This is a genomic window from Frondihabitans sp. PhB188 (assembly GCF_003752365.1).
In the GTDB taxonomy this organism is placed as follows: domain Bacteria; phylum Actinomycetota; class Actinomycetes; order Actinomycetales; family Microbacteriaceae; genus Frondihabitans.
The window spans coordinates 61,910-88,046 of the sequence record NZ_RJUO01000001.1 but is presented as its reverse complement, the minus strand read 5'-3'; the positions used below and the strand labels follow the sequence as shown (position 1 = coordinate 88,046).

Sequence of the window (26,137 nt, the reverse complement as noted above, 5' to 3'; positions counted from 1 at the left end):
TCACTCCTAGTGTCGCCGTATGGCTCTCGCAGACTTCGAACGGTACCCGCTCACCTTCGGCCCCTCGCCCGTGCACCCGCTGACGCGCCTCACCGAGCACCTCGGCGGCGCGAGCATCTGGGCGAAGCGCGAAGACGTCAACTCGGGCCTCGCCTACGGCGGCAACAAGACACGCAAGCTCGAGTACCTCGTGCCCGACGCCATCGCCTCCGGCGCCGACACCCTCGTCTCGATCGGCGGCGTGCAGTCGAACCACACCCGCCAGGTCGCGGCGGTGGCGGCGAAGCTCGGCATGAAGGCGGTGCTCGTTCAGGAGAACTGGGTCGACTGGCCCGACTCGGTGAACGACCGCGTCGGCAACATCATGCTCTCGAGGATCATGGGGGCCGAGGTCAGGCTTGATCCGGCCGGATTCGGGATCGGCTTCAAGAGCAGCTGGGAACGAGCCCTCGACGACGTACGCGAGCGGGGCGGCAGGCCCTACGCGATCCCCGCCGGCGCCTCGGACCACCGTCTCGGCGGCCTCGGCTTCGCCAACTGGGCGTCCGAGGTCGAGCAGCAGGAGCGCGAGCTCGGCGTCTTCTTCGACACCATCGTGGTCTGCAGCGTCACAGGCTCGACGCACGCCGGCATGATCGCCGGCTTCGCGGGGCAGGAACGCGCGCGCCGCGTGATCGGCATCGACGCGTCGGCGAAGATCGACGAGACGCGGGCCCAGGTCGCCCGCATCGCCCGCAGCACGGCGTCGCTGATCGACCTCGGCCGCGAGCTGCGCGACGACGAGATCACCGTGCTCGAGGGCTGGGCCGGCGACTACTACGGGATCCCCGTCGACTCCACCCTCGAGGCGATCCGCCTCACCGGCTCGCTCGAGGGCGTCATCATCGACCCGGTCTACGAGGGCAAGTCGATGGCCGGGCTGATCGACCTCGTGACCTCGGGTGACATCCCGCGCGACAGCACCGTGCTCTACGCGCACCTCGGCGGGCAGCCCGCGATCAACGCCTACAGCGCGCTCTTTCGCTGACGCGGCGGCGACGCCCTACAGCGACTCCAGGTACTCCGCGTTCGCACGCAGGGCCGACTTGTACCGCTCGAGATCCCCGGCATCGACGTGGTCGGCCAGCAGGCGGAGCACGCCGGCGAGCGCCGCATCCTTCCGGCCGGCCGCGTGCAGGCTCAGCGCCTCGAAGGCGCCGAGAGACACCGAGTCAGGAAACTCGTCTCGGGCCCGCGCGAACACGGCGAGCGACTCGTCGACCTGGCCGAGATTCCTGAGCGTGCTCCCGTACTGGAGGTAGCACCGGCGCAGCAGATCGCCCGAGAGTCCGGCCGCGAGGGCCTGCTCGTAGAACCCGACCGCTGCCGACTCCTCCCCCGCCGTGTCGTAGGCGCCGGCGAGCTCGTAGAGGACGCGTGGGTCGCGAGGGTGCACCTCGTACACCGCACGGAGGGCGGCGATGGTCGGGGACATGTCGTCGCGGTCGCGGGCGGCGAGGAGGCGGTCGAGGTGGTCTGCGAGTTCCTGCGTCATGGGGCTCCCTCTGCAGGCGTCCGCCCGCCCGACCACGCTAGCGGGCGCGGGCGCAGTGCCGTCAGAGCGAGGCGGGGAAGGCCGTTCGCCGCCCGATGAGGGTCAGCACCAGCGCCGCCACCCCGAAGACGAGCATGACGACGGCCAGGATGAGGCCGTCGCCGACGGTGAGGAGGGCGCCTCCCACGATGCCGGCGAGGAAGATCGCGATGTTGAACGCCACCGGCAGGAACGAGCTGGCCACATCGGCGTTCTCCCCGCCCGCCGTCGTGAGAGCGGCCTGCACCTGCGTGGCTGCGCCGCCGAAGGAGAGACCCCAGAGGACCGCCGCGACGAGCACAGCGACGACCGAGTCGTGGGCGAGGAGCAGCAGCAGGGCGGCGACGATGAATGCGCCCACGCTGATGTGGAGCAGCGGTCGCGGGCGACGGTCGATCAGAGCCCCGGTGATCACCACGCCGCCGATCGCGGCCACCCCGTACACGAGCAGCACCAGGCCCGCGGCGAGGCCGGTGGAGGTCGCCGAGAGGTACGGCGAGATGTACGTGTAGATGGTGTTGTGCGCGAGCATCCACGCCACGATGACGGCCAGGATGATCACGATACCCGGGATGCGGATCACCTGGGCCAGCGGGAGCCGGACCGCCGCCGACTGGCCGGGGGCGTCGGGCACGAACGCCAGGATCAGCACGAGCACGACCGCGCCGACGAGGCTGAGCCCGCCGAACGACCAGCGCCAGCTGGCCACGGAGCCGATGGCCGAGCCGAGCGGCGTCCCGAGGGCGAACCCCAGCGGGGCACCCGTCGAGACGATGGCGAGCGACAGCCCCGCGAACCGGGGCGGGCTGATCCGTCGCGCGTAGGTGGCGAACATGCCCCAGATCACTCCCGACATGGAGCCGGCGACGAAGCGCGACCCCAGCGACAGGGCGAGAGACGGCGAGAGCGCGGTCACCGCGTTGGCGAGCACGAGCAGCGCCACGGCTGTCAGCAGCAGCGGCTTCCGCCGGAATCCGCGCGTGAGCGTGATGGCCGGGACGGTGACGATCACCGTTCCGATGGCGTACGCGCTCACGAACAGCCCGACGCCGGCCTGAGTCGTGCCGAGACCCCGGGATATCTCCGGCAGCAGCCCGGCCGGCATGGTCTCCATGGCGACGAGGACGAACCCGATGGCCGCGAGGAGCGAGAGCGGAAACCAGGGCAGCCGATCGGATCTCGGGCCCGCCTGCGTGGGCGTCTCAGACGTGGTGGTGTTCATCGGTCCTTTTCTCGGCGATCCGCTCGGTGGCGGCCCAGGAGGCGAGCATCTCAGTCATGACGCGAGATGGCTAGTCGACGTCGGTCGTGACGCTCTTCGCCTCCCACGCGGCGATGTCCGACTCGAGGGCCGCGAGGGCTTTGCGCACGATCGGCACCGCGTCGGACCCCAGCACGAGCAGGAACGGCAGCCCGCCGCCGTCGACCGCCTCCACCAGCACGGATGCGGCCTTGGCGGGGTCGCCCGCCTGGGTGCCGTGGGTCGTGTCAGCACCGATGCGGCGCTTGCCGCTGGTCTCGTCGTAGTCGGCGATGCGGGTGGCCGACTCCGTCAGCGAGCGGCCGGAGAAGTCGGTGCGGAAGCCGCCCGGCTCGACCACCGTGGCGGTGATGCCGAGCGGTGCGACCTCGGTGCGGAGGGCCATGGTCAGCTGCTCGACGGCGGCCTTGGCGGCGCCGTAGTAGCCGGATCCTGCGCCCGTGGTCCGCGCCCCGATCGACGAGAAGTTGACGATGGTGCCCGAGCGTCGCGCGCGCATGCCCGGCAGGACGGCCTTGATCGTGCGCACTGTGCCGTGGATGTGCGTGTCGAAGAGCTTCGCGACGTCGGCGTCGTCTCCCTCTTCGACGGCGGCGCGGTAGCCGTAGCCGGCGTTGTTCAGCAGCACGTCGATCTGCCCGAAGCGCTCGATTCCGGCGGCGACCGCGGCGGCGACGCTGCCCTCGTCGGTCACGTCGAGTGCGACGGCGAGCGCGGTGTCGGGATACGTCGATTCGAGGTCGGCGACCGTGCCCTTGTCGCGAGCGGTGACGACGACGTTGTGTCCCTTGGCGAGGGCCTCTTCGGCGAAGGCGCGGCCGAGGCCGGTCGACGATCCGGTGATGAGCCAGGTGGTCATTTGATTCCTTTCGCGTGGTGCCGGGCCGGTTGGCCCTACCGAACACGCAACACCCGATCGTGCGGGGGTGCGAGGTGCTGGCGGTACCTCCCTCGACCGCGGAGGCCACGCAGGCCCACCCGCCCGACCGCCATCGGCACCTGTCAGGGAACCTGCGCGCCGCCGGGTTCGTCGACCTCCCGGGCCTTCGGGTCGGGGTCGTGACCGGCGCCGGTGAGCTCTTCGGAGTCGTGATGGTAGGCGGCGACGATCATCGCATTGACGGTCGCGATGAACGGGACGGCGAAGAACGCGCCCGCGACACCGGCGATGGTCGAGCCGGCGATGACGCCGAGGACGATGCCGAGGGGGTGCACCTTGACCGCGGAGCCGGTGAGGAGCGGGTGCAGCACGTGGCTCTCGAGCTGCTGCACGAGGAGGACGATCCCGAGCATGATCAGGGCGTGCACCCAGCCGTTGAAGACGAGGGCGATCCCGACCGCGGCGATGCCTCCGACGATGGCTCCGACCACCGGGACGAAGGCGCCGAAGAACACGACGACCGCGATCGGGACAGCGAGCGGGACGCCGAGGATCAACGCGCCGACGCCGATGCCGATGGCGTCGGTGGCGGCCACGACCAGCTGCACGCGGATGAACGAGGTGAGGGTGCGCCAGCCGGCGTCGCCCGCGGCGTGGATGCGGCCCGAGGCGCGCTTCGGGAAGATGCGGACGACCCATTCCCAGATGTGACGGCCGTCGATGAGGGCGAACAGGGTGACGAAGAAGACGATGAACACGCCCTCGAAGAGGTGGATCGCCGAACTGCCAGCCGCGGCCGCCCCCGCGCCGATGTCGGAGGCGTGGCTCTGGAGCCAGGTCGTGGCGTCGGCGACGTACCCGTCGATCTTTGACTCCGTGAGACCGAAGGGGTGCGTGGCCAGGAGCGACTCCGCGGACTTCAGCGACGTGGTGACCTGCTTCTCGAGGGCGGGCAGCTCGGAGATCACCTGCTGCGTCACGAGAAGTCCCAGCCCGCCGATGACTCCGAACACGACCAGGAGGGCCACGACGATGGAGATCCACTTGGGGATCCCCCGTCGACGGAGCCACGCCTCCAGCGGAAGGAGGAGAGCAGAGAGGATCACCCCGATGAGCAGGGGGATGACGATCTCGGAGAATTCGTAGACGAGCAGCCCCACCAGGGCCAGGCCCGCCGTGATGACGATCACGCGGCCGGTGAATCCGGCGCCGACCTTCAACCCCTCGGGGATGGGGTCTTTACGCGGGCTGGTCGCATCGGAAGTCGGGGTGGTGTGGGGAGAACTCATCGTGCGGCGCTTTTCGGTCGAGGGTGCTGTCAGATGGCGATCTGATCGCTGTGGCGGAAGAAGTCCGCGTAACTGGGATCGTACGCAGGAGCGGCGTCGGCCGTCGCCTCGGTCTTCGCCGGGAGTCCCGCGAGGGAATCGTGCCGACGTCGTTTGGGGTAGACCCCGATCCGCGCGACGGGCACCCGCAGATTCCGCTCGTAGATGCTGGCGGCCGCGGCGTCCGAGTCGAGAGCCCGGTTGACGGTCGAGACGAGCTGCTCGTGGGTGAGGCTGCTGAGGGAGTTCATCGTCGGGCCTGTCGTTCTGTCTCGGCTCAGCGGCCCAGTCCGAGCATGAGCGCGACGGCTGTCGCGGATGTTCCGGCGAGAGCGGCGACGGCGCCGATGAGACTGAGTGCCGCCGCGTGTCGAGCGAGGGCGGAGGGGGCGACGAAGCCGGTGCGTGCCTGCGGGGTGTAGCCGCTACGAATCGGGACGAGGCGGACGATCTCGCCGAGGGCCAGGTGGCGGCCGCCGTCGGGGGTGATGCTGCTCATGGGCTCGTCTCCTTGGTAGGGCTTACGCCCCGTGCCGCCCGGCAGAGGCCGGACACTTGCGACCCTAGGAGAGGCCGCGGGCTCGACTGGTGTCGCCTGACCGGATCCGCGTAAAACGGCCGGTGCGTCTTCGCGGACCGGCCAGCGCTCCTCGTCCACGACCGGACGAGCATCGGACCGTCTAGGGTTCGGATTGACCCCGATCAGGATTGAGCCCCATGTCCCACCCCTCCGCCGTCGTGGAGGACGCCTCCCACCGGGACGCCCTCATCCGAAGCGCCGATCAGCTCTTCACCGCCGGAAAGATCACCTCGACGACCATCGATGACGTCGACGACCTGGCAGAGCTGTCACGAGCCGACTTCGATGCGGTGTTCGACGGCAAGGACGCTCTGATCCAGGCGGTTCTCGACCACCGCCACACGACGTGGACCGGGCATCTGCTCGACGCCATCGCGGCGCCGGACGACCCGCGCGACAAGATCCTGACGATCTTCACGTACCTGGAATCGTGGTTCGCCGAGCCGACGTTCCAAGGCTGCGCGTTCGTCAACGTGTACGCGGAGCTCGGCCCCGACATCCAGTGGGTGGCCGATTCGGCCGCCCACCACAAGCTCGTGTTCAGCGCGCTGGTGACTCGGCTCACGATCAGCGCAGGCATGCCCGCGAGTGTCGGCGCATCCATTGCTCTGCTGGCTGAGGGCGCACAGGTCACGGCCGCACTGACCCGCTCGATCGCACCGGCGCGCGAGGCGCGGTCCGCGGCAGCGCTGCTGATGGCCGTCTACCAGCTCGACCACGACCTTCCCGAGCTGCCGAACTTCGACACCTGACCGACAGGTGCTCCGAGCGACGGGTCGTCGGCTCGGATCGCGGCGTGTGGCATGATCCAGTCGTGTCGTCCGAATCGGATCCGCGGGTGCGGATCGAAGCCCAGGGAAGAGACATCGACGCGGCCGTCGACCTCTTCCAGTCGGGCTACAACGGCAACACGTTTCAGGCCGAAGCCACCGAGCGCCCCTTCTTCTACAGGCACACCGCTCGTGGCGACAGAGACATGACCTTGAGGTCGACCCGGTTCGACGGGCATGTCAGCGGCGTCATCGCCCCCGGCGACGACTACGTCGTCTCCTGGCTCGTCTCAGGAACGGGCCGTTTCGACATCGGTCGATCCGAGAGCCTTCTCGACGTCGAGCAGCTGATGGTCTTCCCCACCGACTGGCCCTTCTCCTTCGACTTCACCGACGTCCACCAGCAGCTCGTGCACTTCCACCGCCCCTACCTCGAGACGATCGCCGCCGAGCAGTACGGCCGCGGGCCCGGGCCCCTCACACTGGATCACACCGTCCCTCCGACGGGCGCCTCGATCCGGGCCTGGAAGAACACCATCGGACTCGTGGCCCGCATCGGTGCGGACGTCACGACGAGCCCCGTCCTCCAGGCCGAGATGACTCGGATCACCGCGATCGCGTTTCTCGGCCTCTTCCCCCCTCGGCGGAGCGACATCCCCGCGTCCCTGCACGTCGCGAAGAACACGTCCCTGAAGGTCGCGGTGGACTTCATCCACGCCAACGCGCACCTGCCCATCAGCACGACGGACATCGCCTCGGCCTCCGGCCTGGGTCTTCGCACTCTTCAGGAGGGCTTCCGCCGTGTCCTCGAGACGACGCCGAACGCCTACCTGCGAGGTGTGCGCCTCGACCGCGCGCGGGCCGAACTCGACGCGGGCCGATCGGGCGAGGTCGCGAACGTCGCACGGAGATGGGGCTTCGGCAACCTCGGTCGATTCTCTGCGGCCTACGCCGATCGCTTCGGCGAGCGCCCCGGCGACACCGCGCGACGCTGAGTACTCGGGGACACCAGGATCAGCGCCGTCGCCGTGCAAGCCCGAGCGTCGACGGCCGGGCCTCACCCCCGAGAGGCATCCGTCAGACCCCGGAGGGGGCTCTCGTCGATGTCGGCCAGCAAGGCCGCCGTGTCGTCGTAGACGGCCACCGCTCCGGCTTCGACCAGCTCCGCTCGTCCGGTCCCGCCCGATCGGACGGCGATGGCTGCAAGACCCGCGGCCGCAGCGGCCTTGCAGTCCCAGACGGCGTCGCCGACCATGATCGCCCGATCCGTGTCGGCGCCGGACCGCTCGAGTGCGACACTGACGATGTCGGGTGCCGGCTTCGCCGTCTCGACGTCCTCAGACGACGTCACCGCGTACACGAACTCGTCGGCGTCGAGCAGCTCGAGCAGGATCTCGAGCTCCTGCTGGGGTGCCGAGGTGGCGAGGACGACTCGGCATCCACGGTCGGACAACGCACGAAGCAGGTCTCGAGCGCCGGGAAGGAGCTGCAGTCGCGGTGCGAGTCCCTGGTAGTGCTCCGCGTGGAGCTCGGAGGCGCGGGAGCGGACCTCGTCCGATTCGCCGGGAATGAGCTGCTCGAGCAGCTCGGAGCCGTCGGCGCCGATGGCGCTCTGGATCCGCCAGGACGGCACAGCGAGATCGAGATCGCTGAATGCCGCGTTCCAGGCGTCGACATGCAAGAAGTTCGAACTGACGAGGGTTCCGTCGATGTCGAAGAGGACTGCGGTGGCGGGCTCTGTGCTCATGCGTCGACGCTACGCCGCAACCGGGGTACAACCGACCGCGCATCGACTGACAAGCGTGAGCGTGTCGTCGACCCGCGTCGTCTCATGGATTCCTGAACCACGGATGAAGGATCGAATGAGCACCACCCTGACGCACGACATCGCACGGACAGCCGCCGACCGCTTCGGCTGGGACGACCTGCGGCCGCCCCAGGAGAAGGCGATCACGGCGATCCTGGAGGGTCGCGACGTCCTGGCCGTGATGCCGACCGGCTACGGCAAGTCGGCGATCTACCAGGTGGCGGGAGCGCTGCTGGACGGACCGACGATCGTCGTCTCGCCGCTGATCGCGCTTCAGGCCGACCAGGTCGCAGGGCTCTCGGAGAAGCCTGACGCCCCCGTCGCCGTCTCGATCAATTCGGGGCACACAGCGGCCGAGAACGAGGAGAGCTGGCAGCGCCTCGCGAGGGGCGATGCGACATACGTGTTCGTGGCGCCCGAGCAGCTGGCCGACGACGAGGCCGTCGAGCGCCTGTCGACCGCCGGCGTCGCCCTCGTCGTCGTGGACGAGGCGCACTGCGTCTCGACCTGGGGCCACGATTTCCGTCCCGACTACCTGCACCTGGGTGAGATCGCCGAACGCCTCGGCCGACCTCCCGTCCTCGCGCTGACGGCGACCGGATCGGGGCCGATCCGCGACGACATCGGGCAGCGATTGGGATTGCGGGATCCTGCTCTCTTCAGTCACGGATTCGACCGCCCCAACCTGCACCTTGAGGTGGTGCGCCACGAGGACGACGACGAGAAGGTACGCGCCGTTGAGGACCAGCTGGCCTCCGCCGAGATGCCCGCGATCGTCTATGTCGCGACACGGCGTGAGACCGGCACGTACCCGACATCGATCTCTGAGGCGCGGCCAGAGCTCGCCGTCATCGGCTACCACGGCGGCCATCGCTCTGCCGAGCGGGGCGAGGCGCACGAGCGGTTCTCGGCGGGCGCAGTCGATGTCGTCGTGGCGACCAGCGCCTTCGGGCTGGGGATCGACAAGCCCGACATCCGGAGCGTCATCCATGCGGATGTCCCGGACTCGCTCGACGAGTACTACCAGGAGATCGGCCGAGCGGGGCGAGACGGCGAGCCCTCCACCGCCACGCTTCACTACCGCCCCGAAGACCTCTCACTCCGAACGTTCTTCGTCTCCGGCCTGCCGCCACGCGATCAGCTGAGGGACGTCTTCACGGTCGTGTCCGTGGCCGGCGGCCCGGTCAGGCGGTCCGCCGTGGCCGATCAGGTCGCGCTGAAGCGCCGGACCGTGTCGCGGTTGCTCGACCTCCTCCACGAAGCCGGTGCCGTGACGGAGTCGGCGAAGGGGGTCGCCGCCGCCGCCGGCTTCGACCCGAAGGGCGCGGCGGAGGCCGCGCGCGGTATCGCAGCGACCCGGGAACGAGTCGAGAAGTCGCGCATCGCGATGATGCGCGGGTACGCCGAGACCACGAGGTGCCGGCGCCGGTACCTTCTCGGCTACTTCGGCCAGGACGCGCCGGAGCGCTGCGGCAACTGCGACAACTGCGACCGATCGACCGAATCGGTCGAGCAGGTCGAGAGCTCGGACGACGCGGTAGCGAGCTCGAACGACGCGGTCGAGACCTCTGGCGACGCTTTTCCGGCCGACACGACCGTCGTGCATGACGCCTGGGGCACAGGAACCGTCATGTCGAACGACGAGGGGCGAGTCACCGTGTTCTTCGAGAGCGAGGGGTACAAGGTGCTCGACACCGAGGAGGTGCTGAAGCGAGAACTCCTTCACATCAGCCCGGGGCACCAGACCGCGGCCGCTCGGTGACGCACGACGAGCCCCTGGTCGGGGCAGTGAAGCCGCCCGCCGTCCACCTGATGACCCTCAACGTCCGGCGCCGGATGCCCCGCCTCTGGCCGTCTCCCGCGGCCGATCGGTGGTCGCATCGGCGGCAGCTGATGCAGACGCTCCTCCGACGGGAGCGACCCGGGATCCTGGGAGTTCAGGAGGCGCTCCCCGACCAGGCGGACGCGATCGGCGAGATGCTCGGTTCGAGCTATGCCTCGGTCGGGGGCGGGCGCGGGCGCGACGGTCGCGGCGAGCGCTGCGTGCTCTTCGTCGACACCGCGCGATTCGTCGTGCAGGACAGCAGCACCTGGTGGCTCTCCGCCACGCCGACCCGCGCCGCAAGCAGATCGTTCGGCAACCGGATTCCGCGGATCGTCACCCAGGCGACCCTGGCCGACCGAGTCTCCGGCTCCCCTCTCACGGTCTTCGTCACCCACTTCGATCATCTGTCGGCGCGGTCGCGGCTGAGGTCGGCGCGAATGCTCTCGAGGTCCGTCGAGGCGGTCGAGGGCCCCGTCGTGGTCCTGGGCGACTTCAATGCCGACGCCGACTCCGCTCCCCATCGAGCCCTGACCGCGGGAGGCGTCCTCGTCGACGCGTTCGACGTCGCCGAGCGCCGCCTCAGCGAGACCCGAGGCACGTTTTCGCGTTACGGGGCGCCGCAGCCGCACGGGCGCCGGCTCGACTGGATTCTGACCGACCCTTCGGCGGTCGTCTCGGCCGCCGGGGTCAACGCCGGATGGGCCTTATCGGATCACGATCCTGTCCACGCCGTCGTCACGTGGCGGGCGATGTGAGCGGCCACGCCGACGCACGCGGCCGTGGCGCCGTACTTCGATCCACGGGCCAGACCTTCTTGCGCCGACCGACCACAGCGGGTCTTCTCGCCGCCGACGTCGTGCGCGGGCTCGCCGTCGTCAGCATCGTCGTCGCCACGATCGGCTGGGGTCCGGTGCAGCTCGGGGTCTTCGCGCTCGCGATGCTCGGAGTGATCGTTCCGCGAGCCCTCGGTGTTCGCAGCGCTCTTGATCTGGCGACCGGCATCGCGTGCCTCACAGCCGCCTGGAGCAACGTCTTCGAGCTGTACACGACCGTGATCGGGTGGGACAAGCTGATTCACTTCGCCCTCACCGGGTGCCTCACGGCTCTGGCCCTCGTCATCGCCCAGCGTTCGCGTCTGCTCCCCGGGGTCGGCGACCACCGGATCGGCTTCGCCGTCGTGGCGACGATCGCCGGGTTGGGCCTCGGTGCCGTATGGGAGATGCTCGAGTGGGCCGGGCACTCGTTCATCTCACCCGGCATCTTCGTCGGCTACGTCGACACGATCGGCGACCTCGCGGCCGACGGTCTCGGTGGACTGTTCGCGGGTGTGTTCGCTTCGGCGCTGCTGGCGCGGCCGACGTCGACGGCGGGGTGACGCTGCCAACCGTCTCGCGGTTGTCGTGACACCCGCCTTCCGGTGTGCGACCCGCCTCCCGGTGTGCGACCCGCCTCAGGGCACGAGCACGTAGCGCCCGAAGACCCCGCCCGCGTCCATCCTGCTGTGAGCGTCGGCGGCGTCGGCGAGCGGCAGCACCCCGTCGACCACCGCTGAGATCTCGCCTCGTGCCGCCGCCCCGAGAAGACTCGCCCGCGCCGCAGTCCGCTCGGGCACCGGCACCGTGTCGAGGCTGAACGTCGAGAACGATAGCGACCGCTGGAACAGCCGCATCAGCCCCATGCCGAAGTCGGCCGGCGGGTAGCCGCCGACGATGCCGATCGACACGATGCGGCCGTTGGGGGCGAGCCGGTCGAAGAACGCGGGCAGGCCCTCGCCGCCGATCACGTCGATCAGGACGTCGAAGGTCGTGTCGCCGTCACCGGTCCCGAACTCGCGGCCATCCCGATCCAGCACGTCAGTCGCGCCCAGGGCGAGCAGTCGCTCTCCACGCTCCTGAGACGACGTCGTCACGGCGATACGTCCGGCCCCGCCCCGCGCAGCGAGTTGCACGGCCACGATCCCCAGGCTCCCCGACGCACCGCGCACGAGTACCGACTCCCCCGGCGCGAACCGGCCGTGCGCGAGGGCGAAGTGCGCCACAGGGCCCGCGCTGCCGAGGGCGACGGCGTCGGTCGCGGCGAGTCCGTCAGGAATCTCGGTCACATCCCGCTCGGCAGCCACCGCGAGCTCGGCGTAGCCGCCCTGTATTCCTGTAAACGCCCACACCTTCGTGCCCAGCCAGTGCTCGTCCACGCCGTCGCCGACCTGCACGACCGTCCCGGCGACCTCGCTGCCCGGGATCATCCCCACCGGAAATCCCGTACCGAGCGTCCCGCGCCGGATGACCGCGTCGACTCCCCCGACGCCGATCGCCTCCACCGCGATCAGCATGACACCTGATTCGGGCGCAGGATCCGGCCGCTCCGTCACGACCAACCCCGACGCCGGCCCGTACTCCTCGATCGTCACTGCCCGCACTGCGTGCTCCTTCTGCTGATTGCGCGTCACCCGCGCCGAGTGCGACCGTAGCGGACGCCCCCGTCCACTTCGCTAAAGTGAGACCCGTGACCGACGGATTGCCTCACCTCCTGCGCAGCGACGCCCAGAGCAACCGCGACCGGGTGCTCGCCGCGGCGCGCGAGCTCTTCGCGACGGAGGGCCTGGGGGTGCCGATGCGCGAGATCTCGAGGCGCGCCGGGGTGGGCCCGGCGACGCTGTACCGCCGATTTCCGACCAAGCCCGACCTGGTGGCCGCCGCGTTCGCCGACGAGCTGAGCGCCTGCCGGGCGATCGTCGAGGACGGCGCCGCTGATCCTGCCCCCTGGCGCGGCCTGCAGTCGGTCATCGTGGAGCTCACCGAGCTGAACGCGCGCAACCACGGGTTCGTCGAGGCGTTCACGAGCCAGTATCCGGACGCCGCCGACTTCACAACCCACCGCCGCGAGCTGCTGCACCTGCTGACGTCGCTGGTGCGGCGCGCTCAGGAGTCGGGCGAGCTGCGCGCCGACTTCGTGATGAACGACCTGATGCTCGTGCTGCTCGCCGGGCGCGGGCTCGCCGCACTGCCGCCGTCACGGCGCGATGCGGCTGCCCGCCGCTTCGCCGACCTCGCCATCGATGCGCTGAGGGCGTCGGCCTGAGCCGCTACTGGCGAACCGCCTGAGCGATTCGCGCCGCGACGATGTCGGCCGCGAGGCCGGTCGTGTCGACGACCTCGGCCTCGGCGTGCAGCCACGTCCGCGCCGCCTCGGCGTAGGGCTCGAGGTAGGCACGACGGAAGACGGAGGGGCCGAGCTCGTGGTCGTTCTCGATCCGCGCACTGAGAGTCGCCTGATCGGCATGCAGCACGAAGTGCCGGACCGAGATGCCGTGCGACGCCAGCCCGGAGCTGATCTCGCGCCAGTACTCCTCGACCAGCACGGTCATCGGCATGATCAGCGTGCCACCCGTGTACTCGAGCACCTGCCGGGCCGTCTCGACGACCACCGGTCGCCACGGTGCCCAGTGCTGGAAGTTGTCGGTCGCCGGGAGCCCGGGCGTGACGTCCATCAGCACCTCGCCGACCTTCTCGGCGTCGAGGATCCGCGAGTCGGCCACCAGCGGCTGCAGCAGGCGGGCGGTCGTCGTCTTTCCTGCACCGTGTGTTCCGTTGAGCCAGACGATCATAGTGGCGACTCTAGGCGCGTGCGATTTCGTCTCGCGTCCGCCGGAGGGGTGATCGTCGATCGATAGGCAGAGCACCCTCTCGACAGCCGAAGCTAACCGTGCTAGCTTTTGGCTAACGCAATTAGCCAATTGGGAGAGATCATGACCGAGACACTCGACATCGATGGCCAGACCATCGCCTACGACCTGCAGGGCCACGGCCCCCTGGTCGTGCTCGCCCACGGCATGGGCGACAGCCGTCACTCGTACCGCTTCATCGTCCCGGCCCTCGTCGCGGCCGGCTACCGGGTCGCCAACGTCGACATCCGCGGGTGCGGAGAGTCGAGCACCGGGTGGACCGGGTACGGGCGCACCGACATCGCCGGTGACCTCGTCGCGCTGGTCCGGCACCTCGGCGGCCCGGCGGTCGTCGTCGGCCAGTCGATCAGCGGGGGCGCGGCGACTATCGCCGCCGCCACGGCACCCGACCTCATCGCGGGGATCGTCGAGCTCGCGCCCTTCACCCGCACGCAGTCGGTCGACCTGGGCGGTCTTCTTCGGGTCAAGAACCACCGCCGAGGAACGATCCAGCTCGCGAGAGTCATGATGAGCGGCAGCCTGACGGGCTGGATGAGCTACCTCGACATCGCCATCCCGACGAAGCCGGCCGACTGGAGCATCGAGCGGGCTCGCATCGAGACGACGCTCACCGACCCCGAGCGGATGGGCGTCCTGCGGGCCATGACGAAGACGAGCCCCGCCGACGCCGGCGCTCGTCTCGCCGACGTCCGCTGCCCGGTGCTCATCGTCGAGGGCGGCGCTGACCCGGACTGGGCCGACCCACGCGCCGAGGGCGAGCGCATCATGGCCGACCTCGCCACCGGCCTCGGCCAGATCGCGGTCATCGACGGTGCCGGCCACTACCCGCACGCGGAGACGCCTGAGAAGCTGCTCGACCTGCTCCTGCCGTTCCTGACGTCGACGCTCCCTGTCGGTACGGAGGCCGACAATGCCTAGAGCGGGCCTGGATGCCGACGTCGTGACCAGAGCCGCGGCCACCGTGGCCGACGAGATCGGGCTGTCGCAGCTGAACATGAACGTCGTCGCCGCGCATCTCGGCGTCAAGGCGCCCTCGCTGTACAAGCACGTCGACGGCCTGGCGGCCCTGGTGCACAGCGTCGCCGTTCTGGCGGCCACCGAGCTGAGCGACGCTGTTCGCGACGCGACCCAGGGCCGTGCGGGCAGCGACGCCCTCGCCGCGGCGGCCCACGCGATGCGCGCGTTCGTCCGAGACCACCCGGGCCGGTACGAAGCCACCGTGGGAGCCCGCGCCACCGGCCCCGACGACCCCCTGTCGATCGCGCTGCTGCGCGGCCTCGACTCGTTCGCGGCCGTCCTGCGGGGCTACCGTCTCGACCCGGCCGACGAGACCCACGCGCTGCGGATGCTGCGCAGCAGCCTCCACGGGTTCGCGATGCTCGAGATGGCGGGCGGCTTCCAGATGGCGACCGACGTCGACGAGAGCTTCGCCTGGATGGTCGACTTCATCGACCGTGGTCTGACGGCGACCACCGCGCCGCCGGCCGAGTAGAGGACGGGGCGGGGTCATTCGTTCGCTCGCCCGTGACCGAGTTCGGCGCATTTACTGAGAATCAATCGCTTCTGCTCTAGCATGAGCGAACGTCACTTCGGACGCTCGTCGTGGGGAACGCCCCGCCCGGACAAGGACACCCATGATCATTCCCGCGCATCTCGGCCGCCGCCGATCTCGCCTCGCCATCGCCCTTCTTGCGCTTGCCCTCGCGGCCTCGGCGTCCATCGCTCCGGGGTTGCGAGCTGATGCCGCCACCGCAACGCGGACAGTGAGCGGTGTGATCGGCGATGCGACCACCGGTGCCGTTCCGGCGAACACCTCCATCACCCTGGAGTACGGCGAATCGGGAACCGTCTTCGCCTACGGCTCGGTCTCGAAGACCGGGAAGTACTCGTTCGCGCTCCCCAAGGTCGCGGGCACGGGCTTCTACGTGGCAGTCTTCACGGACGACGGCAAGCACGTCCTCGAGACGCACTCTCCCTCGTTCGACCTGACGACCACGACCCCGAGCTTCACGCGCAACGTGAAGATCGCGGCCGGGGCCAGACTCACCGGGCATGCGACTCCGACCAGCACCACTGCCCGCTACGCCCAGGCGTACACCGCCGACGGCGACTACAGCGGCTACCCCGGTTCCGTCGAGTCGAACGGCGCGTTCACGATCACTGGACTCGCGGCCGGCACCTACCGGGTCCGGATCTCGGGCGACGACATCGCGCCGGTCTACGTAGGCGGCACCTCCTCGCTGGCCGCAGCCACAGCCTTCGAAGTGGCCACCGGCCAGACAATCGACACGGGTGTGACCGCGGTGTCACCCGGAGCCACGATCTCCGGCCACGTCACGGGCAGCCCGGGAGGCGCCGCCGATATGGCAGAAGTCTCGCTGCTCGACGTCGACGCGCCCTCTTCTGAAAAAGCGTCATTCTCCCCGTCGCACCCGCCCTTCGGCGCATTCACCTACACCGACGAGAACGGGTACTACTCGCTCGAGAACGTCCCCGCGGGCACCTATACGCTCCGCTTCGGTGCCTCGTACAACGATGTCAAGCATGTGACGCAGTTCTCTGCCGGGAACAACGCCGGCGTCGTCCACCGCTCCGACGCAGAGCAGATCGCCGTGTCCGGGACCGGCCAGATAACGCGCGACATCGCCCTTCCCCTCGGCGGCAGCATCACCGGGACGGTGACCGCCGATGGCAAGCGCGCGACCTTCACCTCGACCGCCTACGCGCAGGACTCCGACGGCAAGTGGGAGGCGCTGGCGCGCGGCTCGTCGTACGAGGGCGACGGCAAGTACGTCATCCCGGGTCTCTCGGCCGGCACCTACAAGGTCGGCTTCACCAGCTACTCGACGGCGGCGCTGTTCACTGACGAGTACTACGACGACTCGCGTACGATCGCCGATTCGCAGACAGTACAGGTGGTGGGCACCTCGGCCACGAAGGGGATCAACGCCGTCCTGACCGTCGCGGGCCCCCTGGCCAAGTTCGCGACCCACCCGCTTCCCGTCATCACCGGCACGACCGCCGTGCGCAGCAAGCTCACCGCCGTCCCCGGCACCTGGTCGCCCACCGCCACGTCGTACACGTACCAGTGGAAGCGGAACGGCACCGCGATCTCCGGGGCCACGAAGAGCACGTACACGCTCCTCGGCGCCGACGCAGGGAAGGCCATCACCGTCACGGTGAAGGGCGTACGGTCCGGCTACACGAGCATCAGCCAGACGAGCGCCGCCACCGACGCCGTCACGCCGGGCACGATCACGATCTCCTCGGTGACGACGGGCGGAACCCACGCGGTCGGGGCCACCCAGAAGGCCGTGACGATCGTCTCACCCTCGAGCGCGACGCTGACCTACCAGTGGCTCCGGGACGGCGCCACAATCAGCGGTGCCACGAAGGCGACCCACAAGCTCGTCGCGGCCGACGGCGGCAAGGCCGTCTCGGTCAGGGTCACGGCGAAGATCACGGGCTACACGACCACATCGCAGAGCTCGGCCTCGTTCACCCCTCCGCGCGCACTCACAGCGACGCCCGTGCCGAAGATCACCGGAACAGCGGCCGTCGGCAAGAAGCTGACGGCGAAGGCGGGCACGTGGTCGCCCGCACCGGTGACGCTCACCTACCAGTGGAAACGCGGATCGACGTCCATCGCCAAGGCCACCAAGTCGACCTACACGCCCACGGCGACCGACCGGGGCAAGAAGCTGACGGTCGTCGTCTCGGGCGCCAAGTCCGGCTACAGCAAGGTCGCCAAGAGCAGCGCATCGGTCACCGTGAAGTGACGTCGGGCACGCTCCCGCGCCTCTCGCTGTGGGTGGCCTGCCTCGCGCCGATCGTGTTCTTGCCGGGGGCCCTCGACCGCTGGTTCCTCCCCAAGGCGGTCGTGCTCGCCACCGCCTGCGCGGTGGCGAGCTTCGCGCGAACCGGTGACGGCCGCCTGCCGCGGTGGTTCGCTCCGCTGGTCGCGGCGGCCGCCGTCGTGCTCGTGACGGCAGCCGTGCTGTCACCAGCACCCTGGGCCGAGATCTGGGGCCGGTGGCCGCGGTATGAAGGAGCCGTCATGCTGCCGGTGTACGTCGCCGCGGTCTGGCTGGGCACTCGGATCATGGGCCCGAGAGCGCCCTCCTCCCGGTCGGCGACGCTGGTCTCCGGGGTCGCGACCGCGTCCCTCCTCCTGGGGTTCGTGTCGCTGCTCGAGACGATCGGCTTCCGCCCCCTCGGCAGCTCCGCCGACCGGCCCGGCGCGCTCCTCGGCAACGCGAGCGACCAGGGACTCGTGGGCGTCGTGTTCGCGGCCGTCCTCCTGCTCCCCACCCTCCGTGCCTGGGCTCCAGTGGCTGCCCCGGGCGTGCAGTCGCGAAGCGCGGCAAGGTGTCGCCGCCACGTGCCGTCCTCCCGGCGCCGACTTCGTCGAGCCGCCGGGTCGTGCTCGTCGCAGCCCTGGCTGCGGCGGTGTTCACCATCGTCGCGTCCGCATCGCGCGGTGCGGCGGCGGCGGCAGCGGTGACCGTCGTCGTCCACCTCGTGATCGAGCTTCGTCGGGCGGGCAGCCCGCGTCAGCGCCGCACCATCATCGTCGTGTCAGCCGCCATGCTCGCGGTCGTCGTCGCCACGACCCTGGCCCTACCCGCAACCCGGGCGCGTTTCGTCTCGACCGACGGACTGGCCTTCGAGTCCGCCGCCGACAGGCTTCTCATCTGGCGCGAGGCCCTGGCTGTCATCGCTCAACGCCCCGTCCTCGGCTGGGGGCCGAGCGGCTTCCTCGACGCCGTCAGCCGAGTCCACGGCGCGCAGTGGCAGCGCGACGTGGGTTCGGCCACGACCTTGGACTCGCCGCACAACTGGATCCTGCAACTCCTCTCCGCCGGCGGCATCCTCCTCGTGTGCGTGGGTCTCGTCGCGATCGTTCTCGGTGTGGTCTCGGCGCGCAGGAACTGGACAGCCGCCACCCGACCACCCGCCGACGGCCCGCCCGTCTCCTCCGATCCCGACCGGGCCGACGTCCTCGCCGCTGCCGTCGCGGCTCTGTCCGGCCTTGCCGTCGGCTGGTCGGTGACGTTCACCGCACCGGGAACGGTCATCCTGCCGGCGTTGCTGTTCGGAGCCCTGGTGGCGCGGGCGCCCGCGCCGAAGCGGGCGCTACGGCGCCCACTCGGCGCGTTGCGATCCGTTGGCGTCGTCGCGTGGTGCGCGTTCCTGGGGGTCGCGGCTGTCGCCGACATCCCGCTTGGAAACGGCGTCACTGCCGCCGCAGCCGGTGATATCGCCCGGGCGGACTCCTCGTTCGAGACCACCGCGCGCCTCCGGCCGTGGGATGCCGATGTCGCGTCGATCGCCGCCCAGTCGTTGGCGGCGTCCGCCGACGCAGGGAACACCGCGGCCGCTCCTCTCACCGTGAACTGGGCCCGTCGCGCGCTGCGGTCGACGCCCGGCGACCTCCTGGCGAGTAAGGCACTCGCCGTCGGCGAGCAGTACACGGGCGATCTCGATGGCGCAGCGTCGACGCTGCGCGGGCTCGCGAACGACCACCCGTACGATTCCGAGGTGGCTCAGCGGCTCGGAGGCGTGCTTCTCGTGCAGGGCAAGGTAGACGACGCGACCACCGAGCTCGTGCGGGCGTCCGAGCTCGCACCCGACGATGTCGACATCTGGAAGACGCTGGCCTTCGCGTATCAGCAGTCGGGCGACGAGGCGAGCCAGACGCGGGCCGAGGCGCGGATCGCAGACCTTTCTGGCGGTGGTCGCTAGCTGTCCCCGGACGTCAGCCGAATGAATCGACTCAGCAAGCCCAGCTCCCCCAGCGAGTGCGGCAGCCCGGTCGCGAGCCTTGGCGAGCACACCAAAAACGCCGCCCACTGCGCCCGCGAGATCGCGACGTTCAAGCGGTTCGGCTGCAGCAGGAACTCCAGACCCCGTGCGATGTCAGCGCTCGACGAGGCGGCCAGCGACACGATCGCGATGACGCCTTCACGGCCCTGGAACATGTCGACGGTTCCGGCCTGCGTCTCGTGCAGGCCGGCTTCGTCGAGAGCGTCGCGCAGCAGGTGCACCTGCGCGTTGTAGGGCGCGACCACGATGACGTCGCGCGCCTCCAACGGACGGCCGACGGTGTCGTCGGGGCCGTCGAACCAGCGGCGCCCGACGGCGTCGAGGGCGATGGCCACGACGCGTGCAGCCTCTTCGGGCGACGACGTCGTGTTGCCGAGGTGGTCGACCGCGGCGACGTGCAACCCGGGCTCGATGCCCTCGAGCAGTCGCTGCGGGGCGCGCGATCGCAGCTCGCCGGCGTACGAGAGGGCCGAGACCGGCGCGCACAGCGCCGGGTCCATGCGGCGGGTCTGCGCGAGGAAGTACCCGAACTCCGCCGGCAGCACGTCGCGCCCGTCGGCGAGCCAGCCGAGCGCCGACTCGTCGACCGGCTCGGGGTGCGTGCCCTGGCTGACCTGCGGCAGCTGCTGCGGGTCGCCGAGCAGCAGCAGGCGCTCGGCCGAGACCGCGGCGGCGATGGTCGGCGCGAGCGAGAACTGCCCGGCCTCCTCGACGACGAGCAGGTCGAACGAGCGCCGCTCCGTCAGCGATCCGGCGAAGGTCCACGCCGTCCCGCCGAAGACGAGACCGCCTTCTCGGCCCAGGAACTCGCCCTCCCCGCTCTTCTTGACGAGCGCTATCCACTCCGAGTCGTGCTTCTCGGCGTCCTTCGGGGTCTTGCCGATGCGGTCCGGGCTCAGCCCGACAGCACGGCCGGCCTTCACGACGGCGTCGAGCACGTTCTCGACGGCGGCGTGCGACTGGGCGACGACACCGATGCGCCAGCCGTGGGCGGCGACGAGGCGCGCGATGACGTGGGAGCCGACGTAGGTCTTGCCCGTTCCTGGTGGGCCTTGGATTGCGAGGTAGGTGTGGTCGGACGACAGCAACGTCGACACGACCGCCTCGACCGTGTCATCGTCGTGGATGCCGGCGATCGTCGCGCGCGGCGGGATGCGGCGCAGCAGGTCGAGCACGGGGTCGGCCGGCAGCTCTGCGCCCGCTCGGAGGTGCTCGAGCAGCGTGGCGCCCCACTCGCCGATGGCGTCGCTCAGGATCTTCGTCGCGATCGGCGGGCCGGGCGTCAGGGCGACCGGGTGGTCGTCGTAGGGCTCGACGTCTTTGGGCAGGCGCTCGAGCACGACCGCCTCGACGGTGGTCTCGGTCGTGCCGACGATGTCGATGATCTCGATCGATCCGGTGAAGCCGCGCGATGCCGGGCCCGACGTCTTGAGGCCGGGTGGCGGCGGGAAGTCGTAGAGGGCGCGAGGCTTGGCTCCGACCGACAGGCGGCTGCCGGGTGCGGGGCGGAGCGTGAGTCGCAGGGTGCGCGACCAGCTGCGCGCGGGTTTGACCGGCGGCGCCCAGTCGGCGTCGACCGTGGCGCGCTCGACGACGAAGACGTCTTTCTCGTCGGCGAAGTCGTCGATGTCGGCTTCGAGGCGGTTGAAGTGCTCCTGCCACGACTTCTTGGCTTCGCGGCGGTGGTAGTCGATGGCGCTGGCGGCGAGGGCGATCGCCGTCTGGTCGGCGGTGCGGTCGGCCGGGTCAATGCCCTCGATCGTCGCCATGAGCGAGACGAAGGTGGGGTTCGGCTCGGCGGGCACCGGGGCTTCGGCCAGGTCGAGCTCCGGGGCGGCGTCTGTCTCGACCGGCGGGCGCAGCGTCAGCAGCCAGTCGCGTAGCTTGAGCGTCGAGATGCAGTCGTAGCGGTTGTAGTCGCCGACCTGGTCGAGCAGTCTCTGGCCTTCGACGGCGTCGCCCGATCGCACGACGTCGATGGCGTGGGCGTACGCGGCGATGCTGTCGACGGCATTCGCCACGTCGTAGCCGGCGCGCGTGGTGTCCATGTAGAGGGGTTCGAGCTTCTTGATGGAGTAGCTGTGCGACCCGACGACGAGCGCCTGCTTCACGATCGGGTACAGGTCGACGAGCACGTTCTGGCGCAGCAGCTCGTCGATCTCGTCTTCGCCGACGCCGTGGCGCGCCGCGAGCGAGAGCAGGTGCGTCTTCTCGTACGAGGCGTAGTGGTAGATGTGCATGCCGGGGTGCGCCGCGCGGCGTTCCCGCAGGTAGTCGAGAAAGTCTTCTAGCGCAGTGCGCTCCTCGGCGATCGTGTGCGCCCAGAAGGTGACGAAGGTCTCGTCGTTCTCGATCAGGCCGAAGAGGTAGTCGAGCCCCCAGGTCCGGTTGTCTTCGGTGTAGAGCGGGTCGCCCTCGAAGTCGAAGAAGATGTCGCCGGCGTCGGGCAGGGGGATGGCGTCGAGGGCGCGCGGTGCGATGACCTCGACCGCGGGCACCGGGCCGGTGGTCGCGAGCTGGGCGGCGGCCTGGCGCCGCATGCGGTCGAGCACCGTCGTCGAGATGCCCGCGATCGGCCCGGTTGACCGTGCGAGCTGGTCGATGGTGGTGATGCCGGCGGCGTTCAGGCGACCGCGCTGCTCGAGCCGCATGCCCGCCACGAGCACGACGTCGCGCGACGCCTCGACCTCGACGGAGCACTGCGCGCACCGCCCGCAGGCCGCGAACCGGGGGTCGCCCCACTCGAGCGCCGCGTCGGCGGCGAGCCGGTCGGCGAGCACCTCGCGAAGACGCACGAGCTGCACCCGGTACACCGGCAGGATGTCGGCCAGCGCATGCGTGCTCACCGTGCCGTTGCCGAGCACGAGGTGCACGCGGTCGCCCACGGGAATGCCCAGGGCAGCGATCTGCTCGGAGTACCCCGCCAGCTGCAGCAGCGCCGAGATCTTGGCGTGGCGCGCGAGCTTCGTGTCGTAGACCTCGTACTCGCCGGCCTCGTTCAGCACCAGGAAGTCAGAGAACCCCAGAAACCACCCGTCGAAGAACGTGGCCTGATACAGCGCAGGAACTCGGGCCTCCATCGCCGCCCGAGCCGCCGCGGCCGCCTCGCCGTACTCGCTCGGCTTCGGCCGGTCAGCGAACTCCGCGATGTTGTCAGCGCCGAGCTGCCCCCGCAGCGTCTCCAGCCACCGCTCCTCGTGCTCGATCCCGAGCGCGGCCGTGCGTTCGAGCATGGCGTCGGGCACGTCGACCGCCTTGTCGATCCGCCCGAGCTTCGCGTCGAGCCGGCGGAGGAAGGCCCACTCGCAGGCCGCCCACGTGCTCAGGTCGGACGGACTGGTGACGACGCGGTCGCCTGCGGTATCGACGTACAAGTGGCTCCCCGGGGTGGATCTGGCTGGCTTTCTCGTCGCTCACGCTAGTGGGGGCCGCTGACATCGGGGTTACGGCCGCGCCTCATCGCGGACGGGATTCTCGCTGCTCATTCGCGTTCGGAATTATGAATTCGAGGTCCGGCCTCGCCTCAAGCTCACTTATCCGGATCATGGTGACTTCGCTCGTAACGATCTCGCTCAGGTGAGCAATGTCCACTTCGAGCTCGCTAATGACGATTTCGCAAAGCCGTTCCAGAACGAGCGCTCCTTCCTCATTCGGCGCGTTCACGGTGAGGTGAGTCGTGCCAACAGAATCGAGGCGAGCATTTCCCTGAACAGAGAGAGCTAGTTTGGCGAAGACAGCGCTCTGCTGGAGTGCGTTGTCCGAATGAGCCACGAATTTATTGCGAAGATTTCCGAAGTGGACGTGGGCGGCCAGGGCATCACCAGGTTCTTCACCAAAGCGTGCAAGCCATCTTTTCCTGTCTCCCGATGTAACCCCACGCCAGTACGAGACGATGGCCGATTGCCAAACGGCACTTCCCATAACACCGTCCGAATCTTCAGCCGCGAGAAGTGCCAGGTAGAGGCGGGTGTATTGGAGACTCGATTTAAAGTCAGAGAGCAGTTCGACAGCGTGACGAAGGGCTGCTGAGTTCGGGGTGTTCACTTCCACGAGTCGCGAACCCGACTCGGCTACGACTCTGGCAACAAAATGCTGGGCCTCGTCGTCGAAGCGAATGACCTGATCGAAGTTCGCTTCCGCCAAATGGGTCATACGTCCACGCTAAGTCCAAGGCTTCGAATCGTGGTGCAACGCCATCACACATCCCGAATTGGGGACCTAGCGATCCTTGCTAAGCCGCCAGGCCCGAATACAGTGGCCTCATGGTTACAAGTGGGCGGGTCGTCGGCGGCGCGTATGTTGATGGGACCGTCTCGGTTGCCACGATTGGTAGCGGCATCGTGGTTCAGTCGGGGTTCAAACGCCGGAAGCTCGACTTTGAGCACGTGTCGCAATGGCAAGAGGTCGTTATGGGCCAACAGGTGAACGCCGCTAGCGCGGTGAGCCAGGCCGTTGTCGGCGCTGTGTTGCCTCGCTTTATCAGTAAGTCGGCATCCGCCGCCGTGGCAGCCACGTTCGATACGACGACGCGGCCGCCCCACACTGTCCGTATTGACTGGGCTGACGGTCAACAGTCGCTTCTCAAGCTTCCCGACAAACTCTTCACACACTTCGAACTCATCCTGGGTGAACTCCGGTCGCCAGACACAGCGATCGTCCCCAATGTCACCGCCACCGAGGTTGTGACCTCCGATACCGGAGAGCCTCCGACGTTGACGGAACAGGCATTCTCCCTTGTCTCTGGATTGATCAAAGATCGAAAGCAGGACGGCACGAATCAAGCCATCGATCCCAGCCAGATCGACGTCGCTGATCAGCTTTCAAAACTTGCCTCGCTTCGGGACGCCGGCATATTGACCGAAGAAGAGTTCACAGCCAAAAAGACTGAACTGCTTGCGCGTATGTAGCCCGAAAAACCTGCGATCGCTCTTGGCTCGCGTCTCGACTTGGTCGAACGTCCTTTGACCGAATAGCGCATAAAGCAATCAGGGCTGGTACGTCGTAGCGGTGGCCACGTCCGTACCGTTGACGTCAGGGTTCTTCACGGTCGCCGCGCACTCGGTCATCGACGGTGTCCGCTATCGAAAGCCCGAGCACAGCCGCACGAAAAGCCGCATTCACATTCCCCAGCGGCAACGCACCCTCCACGGCCGCCAACGCGTCGACCGGCGACACCCCCAGATGCCGCACCGCATACACAGCCCCCACCGCCGGCGTCCGGGACATCCCCTGCGCGCAGTGCAGCAGCACCGTCTTCCCCTCGGCCCGCAGCGCAGCCACGGCATCGGCGGCCTCGGCGAGCACGAAGTCGAGGTGGGGGTTGGCCGACGGCTGCACCTGGTCGATGAGCCAGACCTGCACGTGGTCGGCGGGGCTGATGCCGGAGGGAGTTCCTGCGACCCGACACAGAGACACGACCGCGTCGACGTCGGAGGGCAGCGACGACAGGATGCCGACTCCCCCGAGCCACACTCCCTCGTCGAACGGGTGGCGTGCGAGCGAGGTGATGTCGCCGTAGCTCGTGTAGTCAATGGCCGCCGTTGGCACCCCGCCGCGTACAGCGAGCGTCGGAAGCTCCACGAGGTCGGCATAGCGCAACCCCGGCCAGCCGTGCAGCTCGCGCTGCCACCGCGTCGGAACCGCCGACACCCCGTAGAACGCCCCCGCCAACCCGCCGGCGATCGCAGCGACCGTATCGGTGTCGCGCCCACCCCGCACCGCCCGCTCGAGCACGTCGACGAGCGAGTCGCCGTTCGTGATCGCCGACCACGCCCCCTGCAGCGCCTCGACGACCCAGCCGTTGTTCTCGAAGTCGCGGGGATGCTCGCGCTCTGCTTCGTCGAGCAGGGCCGCCCACCGTGCACGGCGCTCCGGGCGCAGGAACTCGAGACCCTCACGAATCACAAGCCGCCCCTCGACGATCGCGGCCCGGATCGCGAGCGACCACAGAACGCACGCGTCGCCGGCATCCTCGTCGAAGTGGGTGAGGTCGCTGATGCGTCGGGCGGCCAGTGCGAGGCCCTCAGGGTCGTCGAGGTAGCCGAGGGCGACTGGCGCGGTCCGCATGAGGGAGCCGTTACCGCCCGAGCGTCCTGACCGGGTGTGGACAGCCAGCGCCGCCTGGCGCGCGGCCACCTCGGTGTGCTCGCTCATCAGCGACATCACCTGGCGGGTCTGCGATCCGACGTCTTTAGCGGTGGCGGCCCAGGTCTGCCACTCTCCGGCGATGCGCCCCAGCGTGGCCTCGTCGTCGAGCCCCTCGCCAGCAGCCAGCTCACGGAGGATCGGCACGGCCATCGAGGTGTCGTCGGTCCATTCGCCGCGGTCCCAGTTGAAGGCGCCGCCGCCGATCATGTCGACGACGGCCCCGTCGGGCAGCGGGCCGCCGAACTCGTAGCCGGCGCCGAGCGCGTCTCCGCTTGCCATCCCCACCAGTGCCCCTGCGGCGCGATCCATGTTCACCATGTCGGTCCCCCTCGTTCGTTCGTTCAAGTTCATTCGCTTGTTCGAGACATTTACGCTCAACCGCGCAAATCCATGGTAGAACCAAGTCAGTGATTTACGCAAACTCGCGTAAACCCGACACCCCGATCAATGCCCGACGC

At 69.2% G+C, this 26,137-nt stretch carries 25 protein-coding genes; 13 read left to right on the top strand and 12 right to left on the bottom strand.

The features are described from left to right. Window positions 1–19 precede the first annotated feature (19 nt). Window positions 20–1,027 (top strand): 1-aminocyclopropane-1-carboxylate deaminase, encoded by a 1,008-nt coding sequence (locus EDF46_RS00365; RefSeq protein WP_123504310.1) that lies wholly within the window; start codon window positions 20–22, stop codon window positions 1,025–1,027. A gap of 15 nt (window positions 1,028–1,042) precedes the next feature. On the opposite strand, the gene EDF46_RS00360 is transcribed toward EDF46_RS00365, so the two are convergent. From EDF46_RS00360 to EDF46_RS00335, 6 genes are all read right to left on the bottom strand, one after another. After that, on the bottom strand, window positions 1,043–1,534 hold the full coding sequence (locus EDF46_RS00360) for a tetratricopeptide repeat protein (protein ID WP_123504309.1): 492 nt from the start codon (window positions 1,532–1,534) through the stop codon (window positions 1,043–1,045). Between the two features lie 61 nt (window positions 1,535–1,595). Beyond that, a complete protein-coding gene (locus EDF46_RS00355; RefSeq protein ID WP_123504308.1) occupies window positions 1,596–2,795 on the bottom strand; it encodes an MFS transporter in 1,200 nt (399 codons plus the stop codon). A gap of 70 nt (window positions 2,796–2,865) precedes the next feature. After that, window positions 2,866–3,693, bottom strand: coding sequence for an oxidoreductase (locus EDF46_RS00350; protein WP_123504307.1), 828 nt, complete (start codon window positions 3,691–3,693; stop codon window positions 2,866–2,868). A 143-nt stretch (window positions 3,694–3,836) separates the two neighbouring features. Beyond that, the gene (locus tag EDF46_RS00345) at window positions 3,837–5,003 is read right to left on the bottom strand and encodes an AI-2E family transporter (protein ID WP_123504306.1); all 1,167 of its coding nucleotides are present in this window, start codon (window positions 5,001–5,003) and stop codon (window positions 3,837–3,839) included. A gap of 29 nt (window positions 5,004–5,032) precedes the next feature. Next, window positions 5,033–5,293, bottom strand: a complete 261-nt coding sequence (locus EDF46_RS00340) for a hypothetical protein (protein ID WP_123504305.1) — start codon at window positions 5,291–5,293, stop codon at window positions 5,033–5,035. Between the two features lie 26 nt (window positions 5,294–5,319). Next, window positions 5,320–5,541, bottom strand: a complete 222-nt coding sequence (locus EDF46_RS00335; protein ID WP_123504304.1) for a hypothetical protein — start codon at window positions 5,539–5,541, stop codon at window positions 5,320–5,322. Between the two features lie 218 nt (window positions 5,542–5,759). On the opposite strand from EDF46_RS00335, the gene EDF46_RS00330 reads away from it, so the two are divergent. Further along, window positions 5,760–6,374, top strand: coding sequence for a TetR/AcrR family transcriptional regulator (locus tag EDF46_RS00330; protein ID WP_123504303.1), 615 nt, complete (start codon window positions 5,760–5,762; stop codon window positions 6,372–6,374). A gap of 62 nt (window positions 6,375–6,436) precedes the next feature. Further along, entirely contained in the window at window positions 6,437–7,387 is a 951-nt protein-coding gene (locus EDF46_RS00325; protein WP_148061106.1) for a helix-turn-helix domain-containing protein, read from the top strand. 62 nt (window positions 7,388–7,449) lie between these two features. Here the strand turns inward: EDF46_RS00325 and EDF46_RS00320 are convergent, their stop codons facing one another. Further along, window positions 7,450–8,139: an HAD family hydrolase gene (locus EDF46_RS00320; RefSeq protein ID WP_123504301.1), complete on the bottom strand. Its 690-nt coding sequence runs from the start codon at window positions 8,137–8,139 to the stop codon at window positions 7,450–7,452. Window positions 8,140–8,254: 115 nt separating this feature from the next. Here EDF46_RS00320 and EDF46_RS00315 point away from each other — a divergent pair, with 115 nt between their 5' ends. Genes EDF46_RS00315 through EDF46_RS00305 form a run of 3 tightly spaced genes read left to right on the top strand, consistent with a single transcriptional unit; the run spans window position 8,255 to window position 11,399 of the window. After that, window positions 8,255–9,961, top strand: coding sequence for a RecQ family ATP-dependent DNA helicase (locus EDF46_RS00315; RefSeq protein ID WP_123504300.1), 1,707 nt, complete (start codon window positions 8,255–8,257; stop codon window positions 9,959–9,961). After that, window positions 9,958–10,779 carry an endonuclease/exonuclease/phosphatase family protein gene (locus tag EDF46_RS00310; RefSeq protein WP_123504299.1) on the top strand — a complete coding sequence of 274 codons (822 nt, stop codon included), beginning with the start codon at window positions 9,958–9,960 and terminating at the stop codon, window positions 10,777–10,779. Before EDF46_RS00315 ends, EDF46_RS00310 begins: the two co-directional genes overlap by 4 nt. A gap of 59 nt (window positions 10,780–10,838) precedes the next feature. Next, window positions 10,839–11,399: a hypothetical protein gene (locus EDF46_RS00305; protein WP_148061105.1), complete on the top strand. Its 561-nt coding sequence runs from the start codon at window positions 10,839–10,841 to the stop codon at window positions 11,397–11,399. Between the two features lie 75 nt (window positions 11,400–11,474). On the opposite strand, the gene EDF46_RS00300 is transcribed toward EDF46_RS00305, so the two are convergent. Further along, on the bottom strand, window positions 11,475–12,440 hold the full coding sequence (locus EDF46_RS00300) for a zinc-binding dehydrogenase (RefSeq protein ID WP_123504297.1): 966 nt from the start codon (window positions 12,438–12,440) through the stop codon (window positions 11,475–11,477). A gap of 86 nt (window positions 12,441–12,526) precedes the next feature. Here EDF46_RS00300 and EDF46_RS00295 point away from each other — a divergent pair, with 86 nt between their 5' ends. Next, window positions 12,527–13,102, top strand: coding sequence for a TetR/AcrR family transcriptional regulator (locus EDF46_RS00295; protein ID WP_233579722.1), 576 nt, complete (start codon window positions 12,527–12,529; stop codon window positions 13,100–13,102). 4 nt (window positions 13,103–13,106) lie between these two features. Here the strand turns inward: EDF46_RS00295 and EDF46_RS00290 are convergent, their stop codons facing one another. Then, window positions 13,107–13,628 (bottom strand): AAA family ATPase, encoded by a 522-nt coding sequence (locus EDF46_RS00290; protein WP_123504296.1) that lies wholly within the window; start codon window positions 13,626–13,628, stop codon window positions 13,107–13,109. Between the two features lie 141 nt (window positions 13,629–13,769). Here EDF46_RS00290 and EDF46_RS00285 point away from each other — a divergent pair, with 141 nt between their 5' ends. The 5 genes from EDF46_RS00285 to EDF46_RS00270 all read left to right on the top strand — a co-directional run bounded on the left by EDF46_RS00285 (window position 13,770) and on the right by EDF46_RS00270 (window position 19,451). Continuing rightward, window positions 13,770–14,624, top strand: coding sequence for an alpha/beta fold hydrolase (locus EDF46_RS00285; protein ID WP_123504295.1), 855 nt, complete (start codon window positions 13,770–13,772; stop codon window positions 14,622–14,624). Further along, window positions 14,617–15,198 carry a TetR/AcrR family transcriptional regulator gene (locus EDF46_RS00280; RefSeq protein ID WP_123504294.1) on the top strand — a complete coding sequence of 194 codons (582 nt, stop codon included), beginning with the start codon at window positions 14,617–14,619 and terminating at the stop codon, window positions 15,196–15,198. Before EDF46_RS00285 ends, EDF46_RS00280 begins: the two co-directional genes overlap by 8 nt. 142 nt (window positions 15,199–15,340) lie before the next feature. Next, complete coding sequence (locus EDF46_RS00275; protein ID WP_123504293.1) at window positions 15,341–17,485, top strand: carboxypeptidase regulatory-like domain-containing protein; 2,145 nt, start codon at window positions 15,341–15,343, stop codon at window positions 17,483–17,485. Further along, the gene (locus tag EDF46_RS18220; protein WP_158614119.1) at window positions 17,482–18,210 is read left to right on the top strand and encodes a hypothetical protein; all 729 of its coding nucleotides are present in this window, start codon (window positions 17,482–17,484) and stop codon (window positions 18,208–18,210) included. The genes EDF46_RS00275 and EDF46_RS18220 overlap by 4 nt, the downstream gene beginning before the upstream one ends. Continuing rightward, on the top strand, window positions 18,129–19,451 hold the full coding sequence (locus EDF46_RS00270; protein ID WP_158614118.1) for an O-antigen ligase family protein: 1,323 nt from the start codon (window positions 18,129–18,131) through the stop codon (window positions 19,449–19,451). Before EDF46_RS18220 ends, EDF46_RS00270 begins: the two co-directional genes overlap by 82 nt. On the opposite strand, the gene EDF46_RS00265 is transcribed toward EDF46_RS00270, so the two are convergent. Continuing rightward, window positions 19,448–22,906 carry a bifunctional RecB family nuclease/DEAD/DEAH box helicase gene (locus EDF46_RS00265; RefSeq protein ID WP_123504291.1) on the bottom strand — a complete coding sequence of 1,153 codons (3,459 nt, stop codon included), beginning with the start codon at window positions 22,904–22,906 and terminating at the stop codon, window positions 19,448–19,450. The two genes, EDF46_RS00270 and EDF46_RS00265, sit on opposite strands and share 4 nt — an antisense overlap. An 82-nt stretch (window positions 22,907–22,988) precedes the next feature. Further along, on the bottom strand, window positions 22,989–23,684 hold the full coding sequence (locus tag EDF46_RS17910; RefSeq protein WP_148061104.1) for a hypothetical protein: 696 nt from the start codon (window positions 23,682–23,684) through the stop codon (window positions 22,989–22,991). Between the two features lie 110 nt (window positions 23,685–23,794). Between EDF46_RS17910 and EDF46_RS00260 the strand changes: the two genes are divergently transcribed. Continuing rightward, window positions 23,795–24,439 (top strand): SHOCT domain-containing protein, encoded by a 645-nt coding sequence (locus EDF46_RS00260; RefSeq protein ID WP_199738164.1) that lies wholly within the window; start codon window positions 23,795–23,797, stop codon window positions 24,437–24,439. Window positions 24,440–24,563: 124 nt separating this feature from the next. Here the strand turns inward: EDF46_RS00260 and EDF46_RS00255 are convergent, their stop codons facing one another. Further along, complete coding sequence (locus EDF46_RS00255; RefSeq protein WP_255410933.1) at window positions 24,564–25,988, bottom strand: ADP-ribosylglycohydrolase family protein; 1,425 nt, start codon at window positions 25,986–25,988, stop codon at window positions 24,564–24,566. Window positions 25,989–26,137: the final 149 nt, after the last annotated feature.

Excerpts from the sequence above, each read along its gene's own strand:
- EDF46_RS00350 (WP_123504307.1), bottom strand. The coding sequence starts at position 3,693 with ATGACCACCTGGCTCATCACCGGATCGTCGACCGGCCTCGGCCGCGCC.
- EDF46_RS00315 (WP_123504300.1), top strand. The coding sequence starts at position 8,255 with ATGAGCACCACCCTGACGCACGACATCGCACGGACAGCCGCCGACCGC.
- EDF46_RS00290 (WP_123504296.1), bottom strand. The coding sequence starts at position 13,628 with ATGATCGTCTGGCTCAACGGAACACACGGTGCAGGAAAGACGACGACC.
- EDF46_RS00280 (WP_123504294.1), top strand. The coding sequence starts at position 14,617 with ATGCCTAGAGCGGGCCTGGATGCCGACGTCGTGACCAGAGCCGCGGCC.
- EDF46_RS00285 (WP_123504295.1), top strand. The coding sequence starts at position 13,770 with ATGACCGAGACACTCGACATCGATGGCCAGACCATCGCCTACGACCTG.
- EDF46_RS00360 (WP_123504309.1), bottom strand. The coding sequence starts at position 1,534 with ATGACGCAGGAACTCGCAGACCACCTCGACCGCCTCCTCGCCGCCCGC.
- EDF46_RS17910 (WP_148061104.1), bottom strand. The coding sequence starts at position 23,684 with ATGACCCATTTGGCGGAAGCGAACTTCGATCAGGTCATTCGCTTCGAC.
- EDF46_RS00320 (WP_123504301.1), bottom strand. The coding sequence starts at position 8,139 with ATGAGCACAGAGCCCGCCACCGCAGTCCTCTTCGACATCGACGGAACC.
- EDF46_RS00255 (WP_255410933.1), bottom strand. The coding sequence starts at position 25,988 with ATGGATCGCGCCGCAGGGGCACTGGTGGGGATGGCAAGCGGAGACGCG.
- EDF46_RS00275 (WP_123504293.1), top strand. The coding sequence starts at position 15,341 with ATGATCATTCCCGCGCATCTCGGCCGCCGCCGATCTCGCCTCGCCATC.
- EDF46_RS00330 (WP_123504303.1), top strand. The coding sequence starts at position 5,760 with ATGTCCCACCCCTCCGCCGTCGTGGAGGACGCCTCCCACCGGGACGCC.
- EDF46_RS00355 (WP_123504308.1), bottom strand. The coding sequence starts at position 2,795 with ATGAACACCACCACGTCTGAGACGCCCACGCAGGCGGGCCCGAGATCC.
- EDF46_RS00340 (WP_123504305.1), bottom strand. The coding sequence starts at position 5,293 with ATGAACTCCCTCAGCAGCCTCACCCACGAGCAGCTCGTCTCGACCGTC.
- EDF46_RS00365 (WP_123504310.1), top strand. The coding sequence starts at position 20 with ATGGCTCTCGCAGACTTCGAACGGTACCCGCTCACCTTCGGCCCCTCG.
- EDF46_RS00260 (WP_199738164.1), top strand. The coding sequence starts at position 23,795 with ATGGTTACAAGTGGGCGGGTCGTCGGCGGCGCGTATGTTGATGGGACC.
- EDF46_RS00345 (WP_123504306.1), bottom strand. The coding sequence starts at position 5,003 with ATGAGTTCTCCCCACACCACCCCGACTTCCGATGCGACCAGCCCGCGT.
- EDF46_RS00335 (WP_123504304.1), bottom strand. The coding sequence starts at position 5,541 with ATGAGCAGCATCACCCCCGACGGCGGCCGCCACCTGGCCCTCGGCGAG.